The 18,812-nt window shown below is 60.6% G+C and carries 15 protein-coding genes and 1 tRNA gene; all 16 read left to right on the top strand.

What is annotated here, in order from left to right; all coding sequences use genetic code 11:
- A partial coding sequence (locus D1Y85_RS26395; RefSeq protein ID WP_080361398.1) for an EF-Tu C-terminal domain-related protein occupies positions 1 to 88 on the top strand: 88 nt, incomplete at its 5' end.
- Between the two features lie 64 nt (positions 89 to 152).
- Positions 153 to 228 (top strand) — tRNA-Trp (locus D1Y85_RS26390).
- 37 nt (positions 229 to 265) lie between these two features.
- Positions 266 to 646: a preprotein translocase subunit SecE gene (secE, locus tag D1Y85_RS26385; protein WP_124154020.1), complete on the top strand. Its 381-nt coding sequence runs from the start codon at positions 266 to 268 to the stop codon at positions 644 to 646.
- A gap of 1 nt (position 647) precedes the next feature.
- The gene (gene nusG, locus D1Y85_RS26380; protein ID WP_028208939.1) at positions 648 to 1,205 is read left to right on the top strand and encodes a transcription termination/antitermination protein NusG; all 558 of its coding nucleotides are present in this window, start codon (positions 648 to 650) and stop codon (positions 1,203 to 1,205) included.
- Positions 1,206 to 1,370: 165 nt separating this feature from the next.
- Complete coding sequence (rplK, locus tag D1Y85_RS26375; protein ID WP_027797945.1) at positions 1,371 to 1,802, top strand: 50S ribosomal protein L11; 432 nt, start codon at positions 1,371 to 1,373, stop codon at positions 1,800 to 1,802.
- Positions 1,803 to 2,498 carry a 50S ribosomal protein L1 gene (rplA, locus tag D1Y85_RS26370; protein ID WP_124154019.1) on the top strand — a complete coding sequence of 232 codons (696 nt, stop codon included), beginning with the start codon at positions 1,803 to 1,805 and terminating at the stop codon, positions 2,496 to 2,498. It begins immediately after the preceding gene.
- A 310-nt stretch (positions 2,499 to 2,808) separates the two neighbouring features.
- Positions 2,809 to 3,306, top strand: a complete 498-nt coding sequence (gene rplJ, locus D1Y85_RS26365) for a 50S ribosomal protein L10 (RefSeq protein ID WP_124154018.1) — start codon at positions 2,809 to 2,811, stop codon at positions 3,304 to 3,306.
- A gap of 84 nt (positions 3,307 to 3,390) precedes the next feature.
- Complete coding sequence (gene rplL, locus D1Y85_RS26360; RefSeq protein ID WP_124154017.1) at positions 3,391 to 3,765, top strand: 50S ribosomal protein L7/L12; 375 nt, start codon at positions 3,391 to 3,393, stop codon at positions 3,763 to 3,765.
- A gap of 352 nt (positions 3,766 to 4,117) precedes the next feature.
- Entirely contained in the window at positions 4,118 to 8,224 is a 4,107-nt protein-coding gene (rpoB, locus tag D1Y85_RS26355; protein ID WP_124154016.1) for a DNA-directed RNA polymerase subunit beta, read from the top strand.
- A gap of 21 nt (positions 8,225 to 8,245) precedes the next feature.
- Positions 8,246 to 12,499: a DNA-directed RNA polymerase subunit beta' gene (gene rpoC / locus D1Y85_RS26350; protein ID WP_124154015.1), complete on the top strand. Its 4,254-nt coding sequence runs from the start codon at positions 8,246 to 8,248 to the stop codon at positions 12,497 to 12,499.
- 233 nt (positions 12,500 to 12,732) lie between these two features.
- Positions 12,733 to 13,017 carry a hypothetical protein gene (locus D1Y85_RS26345; protein ID WP_124154014.1) on the top strand — a complete coding sequence of 95 codons (285 nt, stop codon included), beginning with the start codon at positions 12,733 to 12,735 and terminating at the stop codon, positions 13,015 to 13,017.
- A 148-nt stretch (positions 13,018 to 13,165) separates the two neighbouring features.
- Entirely contained in the window at positions 13,166 to 15,013 is a 1,848-nt protein-coding gene (gene recQ / locus D1Y85_RS26340; protein ID WP_124154013.1) for a DNA helicase RecQ, read from the top strand.
- Between the two features lie 311 nt (positions 15,014 to 15,324).
- Entirely contained in the window at positions 15,325 to 15,705 is a 381-nt protein-coding gene (gene rpsL, locus D1Y85_RS26335) for a 30S ribosomal protein S12 (protein WP_124154012.1), read from the top strand.
- 207 nt (positions 15,706 to 15,912) lie between these two features.
- Entirely contained in the window at positions 15,913 to 16,383 is a 471-nt protein-coding gene (rpsG, locus tag D1Y85_RS26330) for a 30S ribosomal protein S7 (RefSeq protein WP_027797954.1), read from the top strand.
- 133 nt (positions 16,384 to 16,516) lie between these two features.
- On the top strand, positions 16,517 to 18,619 hold the full coding sequence (fusA, locus tag D1Y85_RS26325; protein ID WP_124154011.1) for an elongation factor G: 2,103 nt from the start codon (positions 16,517 to 16,519) through the stop codon (positions 18,617 to 18,619).
- An 84-nt stretch (positions 18,620 to 18,703) separates the two neighbouring features.
- On the top strand, positions 18,704 to 18,812 hold a 109-nt coding region (locus D1Y85_RS26320; protein WP_033477657.1), incomplete at its 3' end, for a GTP-binding protein.

The raw sequence follows: 18,812 nt of genomic DNA, 5'->3' as shown, positions 1-18,812 counted from the left end.
GATCGCGATGGAAGAAGGTCTGCGCTTCGCAATCCGCGAAGGTGGCCGTACCGTCGGCGCCGGTGTCGTTGCCAAGATCATCGAGTAAGCCAGCTAGTTCTCGTTGATCGGTTGTTTTCGGGGTTGGCGATGCCGCCAACCCCAAATGGTTTAGGGGTATAGCTCAACTGGCAGAGCGTCGGTCTCCAAAACCGAAGGTTGGGGGTTCGATTCCCTCTGCCCCTGCCAACTCATCGCGCCAAGGCGCGTTGTTCTTTAAGGTGTTATGGCGAATCCTTCCGTCGAAACGGTTAATACTTCCAGCGACAAGCTCATGCTTGTGGGTGGCGTATTGTTGGTGGTGGCCGGGTTCGTAGGGTTCTACTGGCTCGGTAGCCAGGAGTGGTATGTCCGCGGTGCGGCACTTGCAGTCGGTGTCATCGCGGGGGTGGTAGTCGGTCTTCTCTCGGCGCCCGGCAAGAGCTTCATCGCGTTTGCCAAAGACTCGTACAAGGAAGTTCGCAAGGTCGTTTGGCCGACTCGTAAAGAGGCTACGCAGACGACGCTAGTGGTCTTCGGTTTTGTGCTGGTAATGGCCATCTTTCTCTGGGTTTGCGACAAATCCGTTGAATGGGTGATTTTCTCGGCGATTCTGGGTTGGAAATGATATGAGCGATACACCGGCATCCCCGAGCGGAAAACGTTGGTATGTGGTGCACGCCTACTCCGGTATGGAGAAGAGCGTGCAACGTGCGCTTCAGGAGCGCATCGAGCGTGCCGGCATGCAGGATAAGTTTGGCCAGATCCTCGTTCCGACTGAAGAGGTCGTCGAGGTGAAGGGTGGTCACAAATCAGTGACCGAACGTCGTTTCTTCCCGGGCTACGTCCTGGTTGAGATGGAAATGACGGACGAAACGTGGCACCTCGTGAAGAACACGGCGAAGGTCACCGGTTTCGTTGGCGGTGCGCGTAATCGGCCGAGCCCGATATCGCCGCGCGAAGTCGAAAAGATCATGTCGCAGATGCAGGAAGGCGTGGAGAAGCCGCGCCCCAAGACCCTGTTCGAAGTCGGCGAGATGGTTCGGGTGAAGGAAGGTCCGTTCACGGACTTCAATGGCAGCGTCGAAGAAGTGAACTACGAAAAATCGCGCGTCCGGGTTTCCGTCACTATTTTCGGTCGTGCTACCCCGGTCGAACTCGAATTCGGCCAGGTCGAGAAGCTGTAAATCGAATTCCAACGGATCGCGCCTTCGGGCGCGGTTCGTTCTTTCGCGCTTACGGTCCGCGTTATGGCCGTAGAGGAGCGCCAGTAGTCCAGCAGCTGCAGTACGCCGGGCGAGCGCGCGTTACCACTCACCTGAACGCTCACGCGTTCCAATGAGGTTTTCAACATGGCAAAGAAAATCATCGGCTTTATCAAGCTGCAGATTCCTGCAGGTAAAGCCAATCCGTCGCCGCCTGTCGGTCCGGCACTGGGCCAGCGCGGCCTGAACATCATGGAGTTCTGCAAGGCGTTCAACGCGCAGACTCAAGCCATGGAACCGGGTCTGCCGGTGCCGGTGGTCATTACGGCATTCGCGGACAAGAGCTTCACGTTCATCCTGAAGACGCCGCCGGCTACGGTCCTGATCAAGAAGGCAGCGAAGGTCGACAAGGGTTCGGCCAAGCCGCACACCGATAAGGTCGCCACGATCACGCGCGCTCAGGCTGAAGAAATCGCCAAGACCAAGATGCCGGACCTTACGGCAGCGGATATGGACGCAGCGGTCCGCACGATCGCTGGTAGCGCCCGTTCGATGGGCATCGTCGTGGAGGGCGTGTAAATGGCTAAGGTTTCCAAGCGTCAAAAGGCACTGGCCGCCAAGGTCGACAGCCAGAAGCTGTACCCGATCGCCGACGCCCTGTCGCTCGTGAAGGAATGCGCCACGGCGAAGTTCAACGAGTCGATCGACGTCGCAGTCCAGCTCGGCATCGATGCGAAGAAGTCGGACCAGGTCGTGCGTGGTTCGGTCGTGCTGCCCGCAGGTACCGGCAAGTCGGTTCGCGTCGCCGTGTTCGCGCAAGGTGAAAAGGCTGAGCAGGCTAAGGCAGCCGGCGCTGAGATCGTCGGTATGGAAGACCTCGCCGAGCAGATCAAGGGCGGCAACCTGAATTTCGACATCGTGATCGCTTCGCCGGACACGATGCGTGTCGTCGGTACGCTCGGTCAGATTCTCGGCCCGCGCGGCCTGATGCCGAACCCGAAGGTCGGCACCGTGACGCCGGACGTCGCTACCGCGGTCAAGAACGCGAAGGCTGGTCAGGTGCAGTTCCGTGTCGACAAGGCTGGTATCATCCACGCGACCATCGGCCGTGCATCGTTCGAGCCGGCCGCGCTGCGCTCCAACCTCGACGCGCTCCTCGACGCGCTGCAGAAGGCAAAGCCGGCGACGAGCAAGGGTGTGTACCTGCGCAAGATCGCTGTGTCGAGCACGATGGGTGTTGGCGTGCGCGTTGATCAGACGTCGCTCGCAGCGTAATAGTTTTGCCGCGCTGAGACTGGAAGCAGTCACAGCGCGGATTTAAAGGGCTTTGGGCGGTCGTGCGGTGGCAGTCTGCATTGCACGACCGGTTGTCAAAGACCGTTGGCGGGAGTGCCGCAGTTGGGTGCTTCCTTAATGTAAAGCCAACGCAGATGGCGAACCCGAAAAGGTTTTGAAGTGCTGTAGTGAGCGGGAGTGGGCGGCAACGTCCTCGAACGCAAGCTGAGTTACTCCGGACTGGTCGGTCGCCGTTGTTGAACGCGGCATCTGGCGTGAAAGCGTTGGGTGTCGAATCTGGAGGTTAACCGTGCCACTGAACAAAGAAGGTAAGCAGGCCGTTGTGGCTGAAGTCTCCGCGCAAGTCGCGACGGCTCAGACCATGGTGTTGGCCGAGTATCGTGGAATCGCGGTTGGCGATCTGACCAAGCTGCGCGCGAAAGCGCGGGAGCAACAGGTGTATCTGCGCGTGTTGAAGAACACGCTGGCGCGTCGCGCCGTCGAAGGTACGCCGTTTGCTTCGCTGGCAGAGCAGATGACTGGTCCCCTGATCTACGGCATCTCGGAAGATGCCATTGCTGCAGCGAAGGTCGTCAATGACTTCGCCAAGGGCAATGACAAGTTGGTCATCAAGGCCGGTTCCTACGAAGGCAAGGTGATGGACAAGGCGGGCGTGCAAGCGCTGGCCAGCATCCCGAGCCGCGAAGAACTGCTCTCGAAGCTGCTGTTCGTTATGCAAGCTCCTGTTTCCGGTATGGCGCGCGCTCTGGCCGCGCTGGCGGAAAAGAAGCAAGCCGAAGCTGCTTGATCGCAGACTAAGCCGCAGACAGACGAACGGGCAAGCGGGAAGAATCGCTAGCTGTTTCCGAATTCAAATCTGGAGTAATTTCAAATGGCAATCGCAAAAGAAGACATCCTCGAAGCCGTTGGCTCGATGTCGGTTCTCGAACTGAACGAACTGGTCAAGGCATTCGAAGAGAAGTTTGGCGTGTCGGCAGCTGCTGTTGCAGTCGCTGGCCCGGCCGCTGGCGGCGCTGCTGCTGCTGCTGAAGAGCAGACCGAATTCACGGTCAACCTGCTCGAAGCAGGCGCAAACAAGGTTTCGGTCATTAAGGCCGTTCGCGAACTGACGGGTCTCGGCCTGAAGGAAGCGAAGGACCTGGTTGACGGTGCACCGAAGCCTGTTAAGGAAGCTGTGCCCAAGGCTGCTGCTGAAGAAGCCAAGAAGAAGCTGGAAGAAGCCGGCGCGAAGGCTGAAATCAAGTAAGTTTCAGCGCGCTGTGCGAAGGCTGGCGGTTTTTACACCGCCGGCCTTTTTGTGCTTTGTGGGGACTGCGTTTGTGTGCTCGATTTTTCAGGATCGGAGGCGTGAATGCAGAACCCAGAAGCCAAAGAAAACCGTCTTTCGCAACCGTCGAACGGCGATTCTCTTTGTCTTCTGATGCGACTGCAGAAGGCAAGTTTGGTCGGGCAGCGGGCAAGTTATGACAAGCCCAAATCCGCTGCCGTCAGCCAGCGGTTGGTAGAGGCCAACCACCAAGCTTCCAAGGCTCGCGAAGCCATCGGGTCTCAGTCGGTGAACACTCGGGTCGTCCTACCCGCCGTGATTCGGAGATCGTATGCAATATTCCTTCACCGAGAAGAAGCGTATTCGCAAGAGTTTCGCGAAACGCCCCATCGTTCACCAAGTTCCTTTCCTGCTGGCTACCCAGCTTGAATCATTCAGCACGTTTCTGCAAGCAGAAACGTCGACGGCGCAACGCAAACCGGAAGGTCTGCAGGCTGCGTTTACGTCGGTTTTTCCCATTGTTTCTCATAACGGCTTTGCTCGTCTAGAGTTCGTCAGCTACATGCTGTCGTCGCCGGCATTCAACATCAAGGAATGCCAGCAGCGCGGCCTGACGTACTGCTCGGCGCTGCGCGCCAAGGTGCGTCTCGTTCTGCTCGACAAGGAATCGCCGAGCAAGCCGGTCGTCAAGGAAGTGAAGGAGCAGGAAGTGTACATGGGCGAAATTCCGCTCATGACGCCGACCGGCTCGTTCGTCATCAACGGTACCGAGCGTGTCATCGTCTCGCAGCTGCACCGCTCGCCTGGCGTGTTCTTCGAACACGATAAGGGCAAGACGCACAGCTCGGGCAAGCTGCTCTTTTCGGCTCGTATCATTCCTTACCGCGGCTCGTGGCTCGACTTCGAATTCGACCCGAAGGACGTGCTGTATTTCCGCGTCGACCGCCGCCGCAAGATGCCGGTCACGATCCTGCTGAAGGCCATCGGCCTCACGCCGGAACAGATCCTCGCGAACTTCTTCGTGTTCGACAACTTCTCGCTGATGCCGGAAGGCGCGCAGATGGAGTTCGTGCCGGAGCGTCTGCGTGGTGAAGTCGCGCGCTTCGACATTTCGGATCGCGACGGCAAGGTGATCGTCCAGAAGGACAAGCGGATCAACGCAAAGCACATCCGCGACCTCGAAACCGCGAAGACGACGTTTATTTCGGTCCCCGAAGATTATCTGCTCGGTCGCGTGCTGGCGAAGAACGTTGTCGACGGCGATACCGGTGAAGTCATCGCGAACGCGAACGACGAAATCACCGAAACGGTGCTCGAAAAGCTGCGCGAGTCGAAGATCAAGGATATCCAGACGCTCTACACGAACGATCTGGACCAGGGTCCGTACATCTCGTCGACGCTGCGTATCGACGAAACGGCCGACAAGATGGCCGCGCGTATCGCGATCTACCGCATGATGCGTCCGGGCGAGCCGCCGACCGAAGAAGCAGTCGAGGCGCTGTTCAACCGTCTCTTCTACAGCGAAGAAGCGTACGACCTCTCGAAGGTGGGTCGTATGAAGTTCAATCGCCGCGTCGGCCGTGACGAAATCGTCGGCCCGATGACGCTGCAAGACGACGACATCCTCGCGACGATCAAGATCCTCGTCGAGCTGCGTAACGGCAAGGGCGAAGTGGACGACATCGACCACCTCGGCAACCGTCGCGTGCGGTGCGTCGGCGAACTCGCGGAGAACCAGTTCCGTGCGGGTCTCGTGCGTGTCGAACGTGCTGTCAAGGAGCGCCTCGGCCAGGCCGAAAGCGAAAACCTGATGCCGCACGACCTGATCAACTCGAAGCCGATTTCGTCGGCGATTCGCGAGTTCTTCGGTTCGTCGCAGCTGTCGCAGTTCATGGACCAGACCAACCCGCTCTCGGAAATCACGCACAAGCGTCGTGTTTCCGCACTGGGCCCGGGCGGTCTGACGCGTGAGCGCGCAGGCTTCGAAGTCCGCGACGTGCACCCGACCCACTACGGCCGCGTGTGTCCGATCGAGACGCCGGAAGGTCCGAACATCGGTCTGATCAACTCGCTCGCGCTGTATGCGCACCTGAACGAATACGGCTTCCTCGAAACGCCGTACCGCAAGGTCGCGGACGGCAAGGTGACCGACCAGATCGACTACCTGTCGGCGATCGAAGAAGGCCGTTACGTGATCGCGCAGGCGAACGCGGCAGTCGCCGAAGACGGTACGCTGACCGACGAACTCGTGTCGTCGCGTGAAGCGGGCGAAACGCTGATGGTTACGCCGGACCGCATCCAGTACATGGACGTGGCGCCGTCGCAGATCGTGTCGGTTGCAGCTTCGCTGATTCCGTTCCTCGAGCACGACGACGCGAACCGTGCATTGATGGGCTCGAACATGCAGCGTCAGGCTGTGCCGTGTCTGCGTCCGGAAAAGCCGGTCGTCGGTACGGGTATCGAGCGCACGGTGGCGGTCGACTCGGGTACGACGGTTCAGGCGCTGCGTGGCGGCGTGGTGGACTACGTCGACGCGGGCCGTATCGTGATTCGTGTGAACGACGACGAAGCGGTCGCAGGTGAAGTCGGTGTCGACATCTACAACCTGATCAAGTACACGCGTTCGAACCAGAACACGAACATCAACCAGCGTCCGATCGTGAAGATGGGCGACAAGGTTGCGCGTGGCGACGTGCTGGCTGACGGCGCATCGACCGACCTGGGCGAGCTCGCGCTCGGTCAGAACATGCTGATCGCGTTCATGCCGTGGAACGGCTACAACTTCGAAGACTCGATCCTGATCTCGGAAAAGGTCGTGGCCGACGATCGTTACACGTCGATCCACATCGAAGAGTTGAACGTCGTTGCTCGCGACACGAAGCTCGGACCGGAAGAAATCACGCGCGACATTTCGAACCTCGCGGAAGTGCAGCTTGGCCGTCTCGACGAGTCGGGCATCGTGTACATCGGCGCGGAAGTCGAAGCGGGTGACGTGCTTGTCGGCAAGGTCACGCCGAAGGGCGAAACCCAGCTCACGCCGGAAGAGAAGCTGCTGCGCGCGATCTTCGGTGAGAAGGCTTCGGACGTGAAGGATACGTCGCTGCGCGTGCCGTCGGGCATGAGCGGCACGGTCATCGACGTGCAAGTGTTCACGCGCGAAGGCATCACGCGCGACAAGCGTGCGCAACAGATCATCGACGATGAACTGAAGCGCTATCGCCTCGACCTGAACGACCAGCTGCGTATCGTGGAAGGCGACGCGTTCCAGCGTCTCGCACGTATGCTCGACGGCAAGGTCGCGAACGGCGGTCCGAAGAAGCTTGCGAAGGGCACGAAGATCGAACAGGCGTACCTCGCTGACCTCGATCATTACCACTGGTTCGACATCCGTCTTGCGGACGAAGAAGCAGCGGCTCAGCTCGAAGCGATCAAGAACTCGATCGAAGAGAAGCGTCACCAGTTCGACCTCGCGTTCGAAGAGAAGCGCAAGAAGCTCACGCAAGGCGACGAACTGCCGCCGGGCGTGCTGAAGATGGTCAAGGTGTACCTCGCGGTGAAGCGCCGTCTGCAGCCTGGCGACAAGATGGCAGGCCGTCACGGTAACAAGGGTGTCGTGTCGAAGATCGTCCCGATCGAAGACATGCCGTACATGGCCGATGGCCGTCCGGCCGACGTCGTGCTGAACCCGCTCGGCGTGCCGTCACGGATGAACGTGGGTCAGGTTCTCGAAGTGCACCTCGGCTGGGCCGCGAAGGGCCTCGGCTGGCGTATCGGCGAAATGCTGCAGCGTCAGACGAAGGCTGCCGAACTGCGCGCGTTCCTCACGAAGATCTACAACGAGTCGGGTCACCCGGAAGATCTGGACAGCTTCTCGGACGACGAAATTTTCGAACTCGCGAAGAATCTGCGTGAAGGCGTGCCGTTCGCGACGCCGGTGTTCGACGGTGCGACGGAAGAAGAAATGTCGAAGATGCTCGATCTCGCCTATCCGGACGATATCGCCGCGAACCTCGGCATGACGCCTTCGAAGAACCAGGTGCGTCTGTACGACGGTCGCACGGGCGAAATGTTCGAACGCACGGTCACCGTGGGCTACATGCACTACCTGAAGCTGCACCACCTCGTCGACGACAAGATGCACGCGCGTTCGACGGGTCCGTACTCGCTCGTCACGCAGCAGCCGCTGGGTGGTAAGGCGCAGTTCGGTGGCCAGCGCTTCGGTGAAATGGAAGTGTGGGCACTCGAAGCGTATGGCGCTTCGTATGTGCTGCAGGAAATGTTGACGGTGAAGTCGGACGACGTGACGGGCCGGACGAAGGTGTACGAAAACCTCGTCAAGGGCGATCACGTCATCGACGCAGGCATGCCGGAATCCTTCAATGTGCTGGTGAAGGAAATCCGCTCGCTCGGCATCGACATCGACCTCGACCGCAACTAATCGGACTACGGAGAGAAAGCAATGAAAGCTCTGCTCGATCTATTCAAGCAAGTCCAACAAGAAGAAGTTTTTGACGCGATCAAGATCGGTCTGGCCTCGCCGGACAAGATCCGCTCGTGGTCGTTCGGCGAAGTCAAGAAGCCTGAGACCATCAACTACCGCACGTTCAAGCCGGAGCGGGATGGTCTGTTCTGCGCGAAGATCTTCGGGCCGATCAAGGACTACGAGTGCCTGTGCGGCAAGTACAAGCGCCTGAAGCATCGTGGCGTGATCTGCGAGAAGTGCGGCGTGGAAGTCACGCTCGCCAAGGTGCGTCGCGAACGCATGGGCCACATCGAACTGGCCTCGCCTGTCGCGCACATCTGGTTCCTGAAGTCGCTGCCGTCGCGTCTGGGCATGGTGCTCGACATGACGCTGCGCGACATCGAGCGCGTGCTGTACTTCGAGGCATACGTGGTGATCGATCCGGGCATGACGCCGCTGAAGGCGCGTCAGATCATGACCGAAGAGGATTACTACAACAAGGTCGAGGAATACGGTGACGAATTCCGCGCCGAGATGGGCGCGGAAGGCGTGCGCGAACTGCTGCGCGCGATCAACATCGACGAGCAGGTCGAGACGCTGCGCACGGAGCTGAAGAACACCGGCTCCGAAGCGAAGATCAAGAAGTACGCGAAGCGTCTGAAGGTCCTCGAAGCGTTCCAGCGTTCGGGCATCAAGCCCGAATGGATGGTGCTCGAAGTCCTGCCGGTGCTGCCGCCGGAACTGCGTCCGCTCGTGCCGCTCGATGGCGGCCGCTTCGCGACGTCGGATCTGAACGACCTGTATCGCCGCGTCATCAACCGTAACAACCGTCTGAAGCGCCTGCTCGAACTGAAGGCACCGGAGATCATCGTCCGCAACGAAAAGCGGATGCTCCAGGAAGCCGTCGACTCGCTGCTCGACAACGGTCGTCGCGGCAAGGCGATGACGGGTGCGAACAAGCGTCCGCTGAAGTCGCTCGCCGACATGATCAAGGGTAAGGGCGGCCGCTTCCGTCAGAACCTGCTCGGTAAGCGCGTCGACTACTCGGGCCGTTCGGTCATCGTGGTGGGTCCGACGCTGAAGCTGCACCAGTGCGGTCTGCCGAAGCTGATGGCGCTCGAACTCTTCAAGCCGTTCATCTTCAACAAGCTGGAGACGATGGGCGTCGCGACCACGATCAAGGCCGCGAAGAAGGAAGTCGAGAACCAGACGCCGGTGGTGTGGGACATCCTCGAAGAGGTGATCCGCGAGCATCCGGTCATGCTGAACCGTGCACCGACGCTGCACCGTCTCGGTATCCAGGCGTTCGAGCCGGTGCTGATCGAAGGTAAGGCAATCCAGTTGCACCCGCTCGTCTGCGCGGCGTTCAACGCCGACTTCGACGGCGACCAGATGGCTGTTCACGTTCCGCTGTCGCTCGAAGCGCAGATGGAAGCGCGTACGCTCATGCTCGCGTCGAACAACGTCCTGTTCCCGGCGAACGGCGATCCGTCGATCGTGCCGTCGCAGGATATCGTGCTGGGCCTGTACTACGCCACGCGTGAAGCGATCAACGGCAAGGGCGAAGGCATGACGTTCACGGGCGTGTCGGAAGCGATCCGCGCGTACGAGAACAAGGAAGTCGAGCTGGCCTCGCGCGTGAACGTGCGTATTACCGAAATGGTCCACAACGAGGACAAGTCGGAAGGCGCACCGGCATTCGTGCCGAAGATCACGCTGTACGCGACCACCGTTGGCCGCTCGATCCTCTCGGAAATTCTGCCGCCGGGCCTGCCGTTCTCGGTGCTGAACAAGCCGCTGAAGAAGAAGGAAATCTCGCGTCTGATCAACACCGCGTTCCGCAAGTGCGGTTTGCGTGCGACGGTCGTCTTTGCTGACCAGCTGATGCAGTCGGGTTTCCGTCTCGCGACGCGCGCCGGTATTTCGATCTGCGTGGACGACATGCTCGTGCCGCCGCAGAAGGAAACGATCGTCGGCGACGCCGCGAAGAAGGTGAAGGAATACGACCGCCAGTACATGTCGGGTCTCGTCACCGCGCAAGAACGCTACAACAACGTGGTCGACATCTGGTCGGCGACGTCGGAAGCGGTCGGCAAGGCGATGATGGAGCAGCTCTCGACGGAGCCGGTGGTCGATCGCGACGGCAACCAGACGCGTCAGGAATCGTTCAACTCGATCTACATGATGGCCGACTCGGGCGCGCGGGGTTCCGCGGTCCAGATCCGTCAGCTGGCGGGTATGCGCGGCCTGATGGCGAAGCCGGACGGCTCGATTATCGAAACGCCGATTACCGCGAACTTCCGCGAAGGCCTGAACGTGTTGCAGTACTTCATCTCGACCCACGGTGCACGTAAGGGTCTGGCTGATACGGCACTGAAGACCGCGAACTCGGGTTACCTGACGCGTCGTCTCGTCGACGTCACGCAGGATCTCGTGGTCGTCGAAGAAGATTGCGGCACGTCGAATGGCGTGGCGATGAAGGCACTCGTGGAAGGCGGTGAAGTCGTCGAAGCGCTGCGCGACCGTATCCTCGGCCGCGTTGCGGTGGCGGACGTCGTCAATCCGGAATCGCAGGAAACGCTGTACGAAGCGGGCTCGCTGCTCGATGAAACGGCGGTCGAAGAGATTGAAGCCCTCGGTATCGACGAAGTGCGCGTGCGCACGCCGCTCACCTGCGAAACGCGTTACGGCCTGTGCGCGTCGTGCTATGGCCGCGACCTCGGCCGTGGCTCGCGCGTGAACGTCGGCGAAGCAGTCGGCGTGATCGCGGCACAGTCGATCGGCGAACCGGGCACGCAGCTCACGATGCGTACGTTCCACATCGGTGGCGCGGCGTCGCGTGCGGCAGTTGCTTCGTCGGTGGAAGCCAAGTCGAACGGTACCGTGCGCTTCACGGCGACGATGCGTTACGTCACGAACGCGAAGGGCGAGCAGATCGTCATCACGCGTTCGGGCGAAGCAATCATCGCCGACGATCACGGCCGCGAGCGCGAGCGTCACAAAGTGCCGTACGGCGCGACGCTGCTGCAGCTCGACGGTGCGCAGATCAAGGCTGGCGCGCAGCTCGCGACGTGGGATCCGCTCACGCGTCCGATCATCACCGAGTACGGTGGCACGGTGAAGTTCGAGAACGTCGAAGAAGGCGTGACCGTGGCCAAGCAGATCGACGACGTTACGGGTCTGTCCACGCTCGTCGTGATCGACGTGAAGCGCCGCGGTTCGCAAGCGGCGAAGAGCGTGCGTCCGCAGGTGAAGCTGCTCGATGCGAACGGTGAAGAAGTGAAGATCCCGGGCACGGAGCACTCGGTGCAGATCGGCTTCCAGGTTGGCGCACTGATCACCGTGAAGGACGGTCAGCAGGTTCAGGTGGGTGAAGTGCTCGCACGTATCCCGACCGAATCGCAGAAGACGCGTGACATTACCGGTGGTCTGCCGCGTGTGGCGGAACTGTTCGAAGCACGTTCGCCGAAGGACGCCGGCATCCTGGCGGAAGTCACGGGTACGGTGTCGTTCGGTAAGGACACGAAGGGCAAGCAGCGTCTCGTTATCACGGACCTCGAAGGCAATCAGCACGAGTTCCTGATCGCGAAGGAAAAGCAGGTGCTGGTCCACGACGGTCAGGTCGTCAACAAGGGCGAAATGATCGTCGACGGCCCGGCCGATCCGCACGACATCCTGCGTCTGCAGGGTATCGAGGCGCTGTCGCGCTACATCGTCGACGAAGTGCAGGACGTGTACCGTCTGCAGGGCGTGAAGATCAACGACAAGCACATCGAAGTGATCGTGCGTCAGATGCTGCGCCGTGTGCAGATCACCGACAACGGCGATACGCGCTTCATCCCGGGCGAGCAGGTCGAGCGTTCGGACATGCTGGACGAAAACGACCGCATGAACGCGGACGACAAGCGCCCGGCAACGTACGAGAACGTGCTGCTCGGTATCACGAAGGCATCGCTCTCGACCGACTCGTTCATCTCGGCGGCATCGTTCCAGGAAACGACCCGCGTGCTGACCGAAGCGGCGATCATGGGCAAGCGCGACGATCTGCGTGGCCTGAAGGAAAACGTGATCGTCGGCCGTCTGATTCCGGCCGGTACGGGTCTCGCGTTCCACAAGGCACGCAAGGCGAAGGAATCGTCGGATCGCGAGCGTTTCGACCAGATCGCAGCGGAAGAAGCGTTCGACTTCGGTACGCCGGAAACCCCGGCCGCCGAAGAGCAGCCGCAACAGCCGCATACGACTGACGAGTAAGCATTGGGGGCGGTGTGAGCCGCCCCATGGCGAAATAGCCACAAGGCCGTCTGGTTTCGACCGGACGGCCTTTTTTATTGGTTAAGCACGGTGTGCTGGCGGATGTGCGGCGTCGCGTCGCAGGACATCGGCGCGCACGGCACAATGACCGTGCTAACGTACGCGCGCCACGCCATCCAAGTGCTGCATCACATGCGGCAGACGGCGTTTATCTGAATCTGGAGGCGGTAATCATGAAGGTCGTTGGAGTCGGGTTATTCCTGAACCTGCTGGCGTCGCTCGGCATCTTTTCGTACTTGCTCCATCACGTCGGGGTCCAGGAAGCCGCGTGGTTCTTCGCGACCTTTCTCGTGGTGTGGTCGTTCATCATCATCGGCTTCATCATGCAGATTGCCGGCAAGCGCAAGGGCGGCGCCGCGTTGATCACCATCGGCTCGCTCGTCTTCATTCCGTTGGGCCTTGTTGCGATCATCGGCAGCATTCTCTACGCGCGCCGCGGCGACAAAGTCGTGCACTGATCTTCACGAGTCCCGCAGCATCGTGCGCGCATTACATAGCGCGCACGTATTTCATCGGCCGAATGGCCAACGTTGGCGATAGTGGCGGGCAGCGGCCGCTCGGGTTGGTAGAATCCGGTCCACTGCCTTAGCCTCGAACCGCCTCTTCATGTCCCGCTCGCTCGAAATCCTCAACGAAGTCTTCGGCTATCCCGCCTTCAGGGGACAACAGGCCGAGATCGTCGAGCATGTTGCAGCTGGCGGCGATTCGCTGGTGCTCATGCCCACCGGCGGCGGCAAATCGCTTTGCTATCAGATTCCCGCGCTTGTGCGCCACGAAGCCGGACGAGGCGCCGGCATCGTCGTGTCACCGCTGATCGCATTGATGCAGGACCAGGTGGCGGCGCTCACCGAAGTCGGTGTGCGGGCCGCCTACCTCAACTCGACGCTCTCCGGCGCCGAGGCCGCCGCGACCGAACGCGCGCTGCGCGAGGGCGACATCGACCTGCTTTACGTCGCGCCCGAGCGCCTCATGACGCCGCGCTTTCTCGATCTGCTCGAACGTGCGCGCATCGGCCTCTTCGCGATCGATGAAGCGCATTGCGTGTCGCAATGGGGGCATGATTTCCGGCCCGAATACATCCAGCTATCGGTGCTGCACGAGCGGTTTCCGGACGTGCCTCGCATCGCGCTCACGGCAACCGCCGACGCCATCACGCGTGACGAGATCGTGCACCGGCTCGCGCTCGACGATGCGCGCGTTTTCGTGTCGAGCTTCGACCGGCCGAATATCCGCTATCGCATCGTCGAAAAGGACAACGCGCGCACGCAACTGCTCGATTTCATTCGCGCGGAGCACACGCGCGCGGACGGCACGACCGACGCCGGCGTTGTTTACTGCCTCTCGCGCAGGAAGGTCGAAGAGACCGCCGAATGGCTGAAGGGGCAGGGCGTGCGCGCGCTGCCCTATCACGCGGGCATGGAGTTCGAAGTGCGCCAGCAGCATCAGGAAATCTTCCAGCGCGAGGAGGGCGTCGTGATGTGCGCGACGATCGCGTTCGGCATGGGTATCGACAAGCCTGACGTGCGCTTCGTCGCGCATCTGGATTTGCCCAAGAGCGTCGAAGGCTACTACCAGGAAACGGGCCGCGCGGGCCGCGACGGGTTGCCGGCGAACGCGTGGATGGCCTACGGGCTCGGCGACGTCGTCCAGCAGCGCAAGATGATCGACGAATCGGAAGCCGACGAAGCCCACAAGCGTGTGCAGACCGGCAAGCTCGATGCACTGCTCGGCCTGTGCGAGACCGCATCGTGCCGCCGCGTGCGCCTCCTTGCGTATTTCGGCGAAGAGAGCAAGCCGTGCGGCAACTGCGACACCTGCCTCGAGCCGCCTGCCACGTGGGACGCTACACGTGAGGCGCAGATGGCGCTGTCGTGCGTATTCCGCGCGCAGCGCGCGAGTGGTTTCAACTTCGGTGCCGGCCATCTGATCGACATTCTGCGCGGCAACCGCAACGAGAAAATCCTGCAGCGCGGACACGAGAAAATTTCCACGTTCGGCATTGGCGCGTCGCTTTCCGAAGCCGAATGGCGCGCGATCTTCCGGCAGCTGGTCGCGTTCGGCTATCTGGCTGTCGATCACGACGGCTTCGGATCGCTCGTGCTCACCGAGGAAAGCAAGCCCGTGCTCAAGGGCGACCTGAAGGTGACGATGCGGCGCTACGTGAAGCCGCAGCGCACGCGCCAGTCGTCGGGCCGCACGAGCGAGCGTGCCGATCCGACCCTCGGCATGAGTCCGCGCCAGCGTTCACGTTGGGAGCGTCTGCGCCTGTGGCGCACCGAAACCGCAAAGAGCGACGGCGTACCCGCCTACGTCATCTTCCACGACGCCACGCTGGCGGAAATCGCTCGTAACGGTCCTGAATCGATCGACGACCTGCGTGATATTCCGGGTATGGGTGTACGCAAGCTCGAGCGCTTTGGTGACGAATTGCTCGAGGTCGTCGGCGACGAGTAAATCTGGCGGCGTCGCGTCATCGCGAGCTCGCCGGTTTTCAGTGAGACGCCGCGAACGCGCGCAGTGTCACGCGGCTGTCATCTCCTGCGCTGTCCGAAAGCTCGCAACCCGTTGACTCGCTTGGTATTTTCGGAATATCATGCTGGGTTCCGGTTCTTGGGATGTTTGCGCTCGCGCCTGGCAAGGTGAATTTGGGGTGAATGCAAACGTCCGGACTCACGTCTTTTTCTCGTTCCGGAGTTCAAGACGCATGGTTTTCCGCTTTGCCCGGGAATAAATGCGTCGATTTTGTTCAATTTCAGGAATAAACAATGCCAACCATCAATCAACTGGTTCGCAAAGGCCGCGCTTCGGAAGCTTCGAAGAGCAAGAGCCCGGCCCTGCAGGACTGCCCGCAGCGTCGCGGCGTGTGCACCCGCGTGTACACGACGACGCCGAAGAAGCCGAACTCGGCACTCCGTAAAGTCGCCAAGGTTCGTCTGACGAACGGCTTCGAGGTGATTTCGTACATCGGTGGTGAAGGCCACAACCTGCAGGAGCACTCGGTTGTGCTGATCCGCGGCGGCCGCGTGAAGGACTTGCCGGGTGTGCGTTACCACATGGTTCGTGGCTCGCTGGATACCCAGGGCGTCAAGGATCGTAAGCAGGCTCGTTCGAAGTACGGCGCAAAGCGCGCGAAGGCTGCGAAGTAAGAGTCAAAGCGTCGTCTGTGCCAGGTCTCGTTGGCGCAAGGCGATACAGGCGGTGGTGCCGGATGGGCCGGTGCTGTCGAGTAAGTGGTCACCCGACCAGGCTGGTAAGTCGTAATAGATGAATCGGGTTAGTTGGTGGCCGCGGAGTCGTAAGGGGTAAAACCCGGGGTAAAACCCGACTCCAACTGAAAAGTTAAAGGAAGAAACATGCCGCGTCGTCGCGAAGTTCCCAAGCGGGAAGTGTTGCCGGATCCGAAGTTCGGCAACGTTGATGTAGCCAAGTTCATGAACGTGCTCATGCTCTCGGGCAAGAAGTCGGTTGCCGAGCGCATTGTGTACGGCGCTTTCGAACAGATCCAGACCAAGGGTGGCAAGGACCCGCTGGAAGTGTTCACTGTCGCACTCAACAACGTAAAGCCGGTCGTCGAAGTGAAGAGCCGTCGCGTTGGTGGTGCGAACTATCAGGTTCCGGTCGAAGTGCGTCCGTCGCGTCGTATGGCATTGGCGATGCGTTGGCTGCGTGAAGCCGCGAAGAAGCGCAGCGAGAAGTCGATGGCTCTGCGTCTGGCTGGTGAACTTACCGAAGCGGCCGAAGGCCGCGGTGGCGCAATGAAGAAGCGCGACGAAGTTCACCGGATGGCAGAAGCCAACAAGGCGTTCTCGCATTTCCGTTTCTAAGAGAAAACCCTACTCCGGGTTTGTTCTAAAGCGGAAAAAATTCCGGGCGGGTGCGCTTATCCAGCGCCTCGCCCGTTTGTGTTCAGGCGCGTCGGGATTGATCCCGGTGCGCCCCTCCTGATAGAGGATCAAAGTGGCTCGCAAGACTCCTATCGAGCGCTACCGCAACATCGGTATTAGCGCTCACATCGACGCCGGCAAAACGACGACGACCGAGCGCATTCTGTTCTACACCGGCGTGAACCACAAGATTGGTGAAGTTCACGACGGCGCTGCCACCATGGACTGGATGGAGCAGGAACAGGAGCGTGGCATCACGATTACCTCCGCTGCTACGACCGCCTTCTGGAAAGGCATGGCCGGCAATTATCCGGAACACCGCATCAACATCATCGACACCCCGGGTCACGTCGACTTCACGATTGAAGTCGAGCGCTCGATGCGTGTGCTCGACGGTGCATGCATGGTCTACTGCGCCGTGGGCGGCGTGCAGCCGCAGTCGGAAACGGTGTGGCGCCAGGCGAACAAGTACAAGGTTCCCCGTCTCGCGTTCATCAACAAGATGGACCGTACCGGCGCGAACTTCTTCAAGGTCTACGACCAGTTGAAGGCTCGCCTGAAGGCGAACCCGGTTCCGGTCGTGGTGCCGATCGGCGCGGAAGAAAACTTCAAGGGCGTCGTCGACCTCCTGAAGATGAAAGCGATCATTTGGGACGAGGCCTCGCAAGGCACGAAGTTCGACTATGTCGACATCCCGGCTGAACTCGTTGACACGTGCAACGAGTGGCGCGAAAAGATGATCGAGTCGGCCGCTGAAGCCAGCGAAGAGCTGATGGAAAAGTACCTCGGCGGCGAAGAGCTGACCGAAGCTGAAGTCGTCAAGGCGCTGCGTGATCGTACGATCGCGTGCGAAATCCAGCCGATGCTGTGCGGCACCGCGTTCAAGAACAAGGGCGTGCAGCGTATGCTCGACGCCGTGATCGACTTCCTGCCGTCGCCGGTGGACATTCCCCCGGTCAAGGGCGAACTCGAAAACGGCGAAATGACCGAGCGCCGTGCTGCGGACGACGAGAAGTTCTCGGCGCTCGCGTTCAAGATCATGACTGACCCGTTCGTCGGCCAGCTGATCTTCTTCCGTGCGTACTCGGGCGTCGTCAACTCGGGCGATACGGTGCTGAACTCGACCAAGGACAAGAAGGAGCGCCTCGGCCGTATTCTGCAGATGCACGCGAACAACCGTGAAGAAATCAAGGAAGTTCGCGCAGGCGACATCGCTGCTGCCGTTGGCCTGAAGGACGCAACGACGGGTGACACGCTGTGCGATCCGGCACACCCGATCGTGCTGGAACGCATGATTTTCCCGGAGCCGGTGATTTCGCAGGCCGTCGAGCCGAAGACCAAGGCTGACCAGGAAAAGATGGGCCTCGCCCTGAACCGCCTGGCACAGGAAGACCCGTCGTTCCGCGTTCAAACGGACGAGGAATCGGGCCAGACCATCATTTCGGGTATGGGCGAGCTCCACCTCGAAATTCTGGTCGACCGCATGAAGCGCGAATTCAACGTGGAAGCAACCGTCGGCAAGCCGCAGGTTGCATACCGCGAAACGATCCGCGCCACGGCGAAGGACGTCGAAGGCAAGTTCGTCAAGCAGTCGGGCGGTCGCGGCCAGTTCGGTCACGCGGTCATCACGCTTGAGCCGAATGAGCAGGGCAAGGGCTACGAGTTCCTGGACGAAATCAAGGGCGGCGTGATTCCGCGCGAATTCATCCCGGCAGTCGACAAGGGTATCCAGGAAACGCTGAAGGCTGGCGTGCTGGCGGGCTTCCCGGTCGTCGACGTGAAGGTTCACCTGACGTTCGGTTCGTACCACGACGTTGACTCGAACGAAAATGCGTTCCGCATGGCCGGTTCGATGGCGTTCAAGGAAGCAATGCGCAAGGCGCAGCCGGTCATCCTCGAACCGATGATGGCTGTCGAAGTCGAAACGCCGGAAGACTACATGGGCAACGTGATGGGCGACCTGTCGGGCCGTCGCGGTATCGTCCAGGGCATGGAAGACATGGTTGGCGGCGGCAAGATCGTTCGCGCCGAAGTGCCGCTGTCGGAGATGTTCGGCTACTCGACGTCGCTGCGCTCACTGTCGCAAGGTCGTGCAACGTACACGATGGAATTCAAGCACTACGCAGAAGCACCGCGTAACGTGGCCGACGCGATCATCAGCGCGAAGGCGAAGTAAGCATCGGCCGGAGCGAACCGGGCATCGGAGCCTGGTTCGCAACGAACAGACACCGGTTCACAACTTTTTTGAAAGAAGAGAAACATGGCAAAAGGTAAATTCGAACGGACCAAGCCGCACGTGAACGTGGGCACGATCGGTCACGTTGACCACGGCAAGACCACGCTGACGGCAGCGATCACGACGGTTCTGA

The organism is Paraburkholderia dinghuensis (genome assembly GCF_003837865.1).
Classification (GTDB): Bacteria; Pseudomonadota; Gammaproteobacteria; order Burkholderiales; family Burkholderiaceae; genus Paraburkholderia; species Paraburkholderia dinghuensis.
The sequence above is the reverse complement of the archived record's forward strand: the minus strand, read 5'-3'. Positions and strand labels throughout refer to the sequence as shown.